Annotated in this window: 4 protein-coding genes; 3 read left to right on the forward strand and 1 reads right to left on the reverse strand. The window is 66.1% G+C overall.

The window, feature by feature from the left end; genetic code table 11:
- Window positions 1–456 precede the first annotated feature (456 nt).
- Window positions 457–846 (reverse strand): heavy metal-responsive transcriptional regulator, encoded by a 390-nt coding sequence (locus HMPREF2129_RS10325; RefSeq protein ID WP_004601215.1) that lies wholly within the window; start codon window positions 844–846, stop codon window positions 457–459.
- A gap of 108 nt (window positions 847–954) precedes the next feature.
- Here HMPREF2129_RS10325 and merA point away from each other — a divergent pair, with 108 nt between their 5' ends.
- From merA to HMPREF2129_RS10340, 3 genes are all read left to right on the forward strand, one after another.
- The gene (gene merA, locus HMPREF2129_RS10330; RefSeq protein ID WP_034666334.1) at window positions 955–2,379 is read left to right on the forward strand and encodes a mercury(II) reductase; all 1,425 of its coding nucleotides are present in this window, start codon (window positions 955–957) and stop codon (window positions 2,377–2,379) included.
- 147 nt (window positions 2,380–2,526) lie between these two features.
- Window positions 2,527–3,090, forward strand: a complete 564-nt coding sequence (locus HMPREF2129_RS11275; protein WP_052093133.1) for a TlpA family protein disulfide reductase — start codon at window positions 2,527–2,529, stop codon at window positions 3,088–3,090.
- On the forward strand, window positions 3,087–4,043 hold the full coding sequence (locus tag HMPREF2129_RS10340) for a cytochrome c biogenesis CcdA family protein (protein ID WP_034666335.1): 957 nt from the start codon (window positions 3,087–3,089) through the stop codon (window positions 4,041–4,043). Before HMPREF2129_RS11275 ends, HMPREF2129_RS10340 begins: the two co-directional genes overlap by 4 nt.
- The last annotated feature ends 302 nt before the right edge of the window (window positions 4,044–4,345 follow it).

Raw genomic sequence — 4,345 nt, forward strand, 5'->3', positions numbered from 1 at the left:
CAGGTCTTCCTGTCGCCCGAACTTTGCAACAGCACCAGCGGAAACGGGGTTCTCGCGGGCCACGGTCGCACGTCACGTCGCCGCCCTTAAAGGGGCGGGTGAATGGCCCGAGCTGTAGGGGTCTCACACCGTAAGCAATATACGGTTCCCCTGCCCCCGGGCAGTGAAGAATGAGAGAACCCGGGTGAAGCAAGGTTCTCAGATAGCGGAAGACCCCGGGGAGCAGGGGGGATTGCTCGACCCAGGGCCTTCGGACGCCTGCGGAGCAGGAACCCACCCCAGCGTCATCACGAAACTATCATTTGTACAAGCAGTGTGCAGGTCTTACGCGCTAGGGATGACTACTACGTCAGTCAATTTGTCGATTTTGCTGATGAGCTCTTCCTCAATTTTGTAGATCTGGCGGTATCTTTTTGCGAGAGCCTTTTGGCGGTCCAGGAGGTGTGCCCAATTGGATTACAAGTACCTACACACTTGATCGGTGCTGCACGTTTCAGGGTCCGGGTGTGCGGCGTCCTGTCTGAGGTCCGCGATAGTGTCGCGCAGCACGGAGAGCTGCGCGATCTGCTGCTCGATCTCAGCGAGGCGCACGTCAAGCAGGTCGCGCACGTGCTCGCAGGGCGCCTGGCCGCCGTCGCGGATGTCGAGGATCTGGCGGATCTGGGCGAGGGTCAGCCCGGCGGCCTGGCCCCGGTGGATGAACCCGACCCGACCCACGGCATCCTCGGCGTAGTCCCGATAGCCGGAGGCCAATCGCTCGGCCGGAGGGAGCAGCCCCGACTCCTCGTAGAACCGCAGGGTCTTGGTCGTAGTTCCGGTTGCTTCCGCAAGCTGTCCGATCCTCATGTTCGCCGATTCCCCTTCCAATGGCCACCACACTTGACCTTCCATTGTACTGGAAGGTTCACAATGGTTCCATAGGAACTTTTGAACCACAGGGAAGAGACATCTGGAATGACAAACGAAAAGTTCGATCTGGCGATTATTGGTTCCGGCGGCGGAGCGTTTGCGGCCGCGATCCGGGCCACCGAGCTGGGCAAGCGCGTCGTGATGGTGGAGCGCGGCACCGTGGGCGGGACATGCGTGAACACGGGCTGCGTCCCGTCGAAGGCGCTCCTGGCTGCCGCGGAGGCCCGCCACGTGGCGTTGGATTCGGCCCGCTTCCCTGGGGTGGCGGCCTCGGCGGGCCCGGTGGACATGCCGGCCCTGATTCAGGGCAAGGCCGCGCTGGTTGAAAGCATGCGCACGGAGAAGTACGTCGATCTGGCCGCGGACTACGGGTGGACGATGATCTCGGGGGACGCGTCGTTCACCGGAACCCAGGACGCACCGCTGCTCCGGGTGATCTCCCCGGATGGTGCAGTGAGAACGATCGAGGCCGGGCACTACCTCGTGGCCACTGGCTCCGCACCCTACGTACCGCCCGTTCCCGGACTGGCCGAGGCCGGGTACCTGACCTCGACGACGGCGATGGAACTGGACGAGGTGCCCGAATCAATGCTGATCCTGGGCGGAGGCTATGTTGCCCTGGAGATGGCACAGCTTTTCTCCCGGCTGGGCTCCCGGGTGACCATGCTGGTCCGTTCCCGGTTGGCCTCGCAGGAGGAACCGGAGGCATCCAAGGCGTTGGCGGGGGTGTTCGCCGACGAGGGGATCCGGGTGGTCCGGCGGGCCATGGCCGACTCCGTGGCCTCCGGCCCGGACGGGGTCTCGGTGACGGCAAACGTGGCCGGGGGCGAGGAGGTGTTCCGCGCTTCCCGCATCCTCGTGGCACTGGGCCGCCGCCCGGTGACCGAGGGACTGGATCTTGACGCCGTCGGGGTGAAGACCGGCGCATCCGGCGAGATCGTGGTCGATTCCCGCCTGGCCACGTCCAACCCGCGGGTTTGGGCCGCCGGGGACGCGACCGGTCATCGGGAGTTCGTTTACGTCGCAGCGGCCCACGGCGCCCTGGCCGTGGACAATGCGTTCACCGATGCCCTGACCGAGGTCGACTACCGGCACCTGCCCCGGGTCACCTTCACCAGTCCCGCCATCGGGGCGGTCGGGATGACGGAAAAGGAAGCTGTCGCCGCCGGGATCAGCTGCGAGTGCCGGGTCCTCCCCCTGGAGTACGTGCCGCGAGCCGTGGTCAACCGCGACACCCGCGGCTTCATCAAGGTTGTCGCGGACCGCGACACCGGACGGATCCTGGGCCTCTCCGCGGTGGCCAAGGACGCCGGGGAAATCGCCGCCGCCGGCGTCTACATCCTCGAAGCGGGCATGACCACCGCGCAGGTCGCCGCCGCCTGGAGCCCCTACCTGACGATGGCCGAGGGCATCAGGAGCGCCGCCAAGGCCTTCACCACCGACGTCTCCAAGCTCTCCTGCTGCGCCTGAGCTGCAGCCCCCACTACCGAAGCAAAGGAATGCCATGACCGCCACCGACCAGGCCCTCACCTATCTGTTGTCCCCCGAGCACCACCGCACCGACCACGGCACCGCCTGAGTCTCCATCCCCATTCCTGGAAGGAACCACCAGACACCATGACATACCCGAGATCCCGCCGTTCTCTGTCCATTCCCCGGCCCAGGCACCTCGCCTCCGCCCTGTTTCTGGCAGCGGTCATGGCACTGACAACCGCCTGCGCCAGCTCACCGAGCGGCCCGTCGGCCGCGCCAGGCGGTTCGTCGCCCGACGCGGCCGGTGCCGTTGCTGTTACGGTCTCCGACATTGACGGCACTACCCGGACCATCCCGGACGGTAAGCCCGCAGCACTGTTCTTCTTCTCTGTCGGATGCGGTGAGTGTGTGGAAGGGGCCGATTCCCTGAACAAGGCCTCCACGGCCCTGGGAAGCTCGGCCGACTACCTCCTGGTGGACGTGGACCCCCGAGAACCGAAGGAGACCATCAACGGATTCCGCGATTACATCAAGGCCCCTGAGCTCCCTGCCGTCATCGACACCGGGGCCACACTGACCACCCGGTACAAGGTCACCTCCATGAGCACCCTGGTGGTGGTCGACGCGAAGGGTGACGTTACCTTCCGGGCCACCGACCCGTCTGCGGAAAAGATCCAAGAAGAACTCACCAAGGCCGGTGCCCAATGACAGCCCTGCTTGCCCTGGCCTTCGCCGCTGGAATGATTGCCCCGGTCAATCCCTGCGGTTTCGCCCTCCTGCCCGCCTGGATAGCCCAGACCATCGGGGACGCCCGGACGCGCCCGCTCGCGCTGCGTCTGGCCCACGGGCTCCGGGCCGGGCTCGCGCTCAGCCTCGGCTTCGCCGGGACCCTGGCAGCCTTCGGGCTGATCGTCAGCGCGGGCGCCAGGACCCTGATCAGCGCAGCGCCCTGGCTGGGAATGGCCACCGGGGTGATCCTTCTCCTGCTGGGCCTGGCCATGCTCACCGGACTCACACCACGGCTCCGTCTGCCGGCCTGGGCCACGAAACCCCGCACACAAGAAGCCGCAGGGGCAGGGCACAAAACCGGGCGCATGGTGGCCTTCGGGGTCGGATACGCCGCAGCATCCCTCGGCTGCACCCTCGGGGTGCTCCTGGCCGTGATCGCCCAAGCCCAGGCCGTCGCCAGCTACGCCGGGCTGCTCGCGGTCTTCGCCGCCTACGCCGCAGGCTCGGCCACTGTCCTGGTGCTCGTTTCGGCAGGCACGTCCATCGCCGGGGCCGCCCTCGGGCGAAGAATCACCGGCCTGGCCAAGCACAGCAACCGCATCGCCGCCTTCATCCTCACCATAACCGGCGCCTACCTCAGCTGGTATTGGTATCCCGCCGCCACCGGCGGAACCGCACAGGCCAACAGCCTCGCCGTATGGTCAGCCGCCGCCAGCGCCTGGATCAGCGACAACAGCACCCTGATCGCAGCCCTCGCCGCAGCCGTGGTGCTCGCATCGGCATTGGCCGCCCTCAACCGGCGCAGGAGACTGCGCATCAGACAGGGAACGCCGCCCACAGGCGAGGGCCCCGGGCAAAGCGGGGAACCCGACTGCTGCGCACCAACTCCGGACAACAACTCGACCGAGGACCGGCCAGGCACGATCCCGTAGCTGGCCGAGGACTCCCAAAAAGCAAGGGGGAGAGGGAACCGTGCCCCATCTTCTGGCAAACGAGGCGCCCGCCTATCAGGACAGGTTGGTACAGCGGCATCAGGCCGGAAGTCAATTCGTGCAGAGGACTTCGGGCAATCCGTCAGGAGCCCTCTGTACCGCCCCCGCAATGACGGGAACGTCAGTGTGGTGGACTTCGGAAAGCCACAGTGACACCCACTAGTTGTACTCGACCGTGACGTTGGTGGCACTTTCGGTCTTGTGAAATAGTTAGGCCTCCTGGCTTAGTGGAGCTGTGTTAA

This window comes from Corynebacterium tuscaniense DNF00037 (assembly GCF_000759055.1).
Classification (GTDB): domain Bacteria; phylum Actinomycetota; class Actinomycetes; order Mycobacteriales; family Mycobacteriaceae; genus Corynebacterium; species Corynebacterium tuscaniense.